Genomic DNA, 818 nt, shown 5'->3' on the forward strand with positions numbered 1-818 from the left:
CGTAGCGAAAGCGAGTCCGAATAGGGCGCTTCAGTAGCACGCTCAAGACCCGAAGCGGAGTGATCTAGCCATGGGCAGGTTGAAGCGGAGGTAAGACTTCGTGGAGGACCGAACCCACCAGGGTTGAAAACCTGGGGGATGACCTGTGGTTAGGGGTGAAAGGCCAATCAAACTCCGTGATAGCTGGTTCTCCCCGAAATGCATTTAGGTGCAGCGTCGTGTGTTTCTTGCCGGAGGTAGAGCACTGGATAGGCGATGGGCCCTACCGGGTTACTGACCTTAGCCAAACTCCGAATGCCGGTAAGTGAGAGCGCGGCAGTGAGACTGTGGGGGATAAGCTCCATGGTCGAGAGGGAAACAGCCCAGAGCATCGACTAAGGCCCCTAAGCGTACGCTAAGTGGGAAAGGATGTGGAGTCGCACAGACAACCAGGAGGTTGGCTTAGAAGCAGCCACCCTTGAAAGAGTGCGTAATAGCTCACTGGTCTAGTGATTCCGCGCCGACAATGTAGCGGGGCTCAAGCGTACCGCCGAAGTCGTGTCATTGCAGCAGATAGCCCCAACGGGTGCTGTGATGGGTAGGGGAGCGTCGTCTGCCGGGTGAAGCGGCACTGGAAGGTAGTCGTGGACGGTTGACGAGTGAGAATGCAGGCATGAGTAGCGATACAAACGTGAGAAACGTTTGCGCCGATTGACTAAGGGTTCCTGGGTCAAGCTGATCTGCCCAGGGTAAGTCGGGACCTAAGGCGAGGCCGACAGGCGTAGTCGATGGATAACCGGTTGATATTCCGGTACCCGCTGTGAAGCGTCAAACATCGA

The 818-nt window shown here is 56.5% G+C and carries 1 rRNA gene (only partly in view); it reads left to right on the forward strand.

The window, feature by feature from the left end:
- Positions 1 to 818: ribosomal RNA gene (locus IE312_RS44820) — 23S ribosomal RNA — on the forward strand; its annotated part reaches 437 nt to the left of the window's first position; the annotation flags it as partial.

It is taken from the genome of Streptomyces capoamus (assembly GCF_014654935.1).
GTDB classification, from domain to species: Bacteria; Actinomycetota; Actinomycetes; order Streptomycetales; family Streptomycetaceae; genus Streptomyces; species Streptomyces capoamus.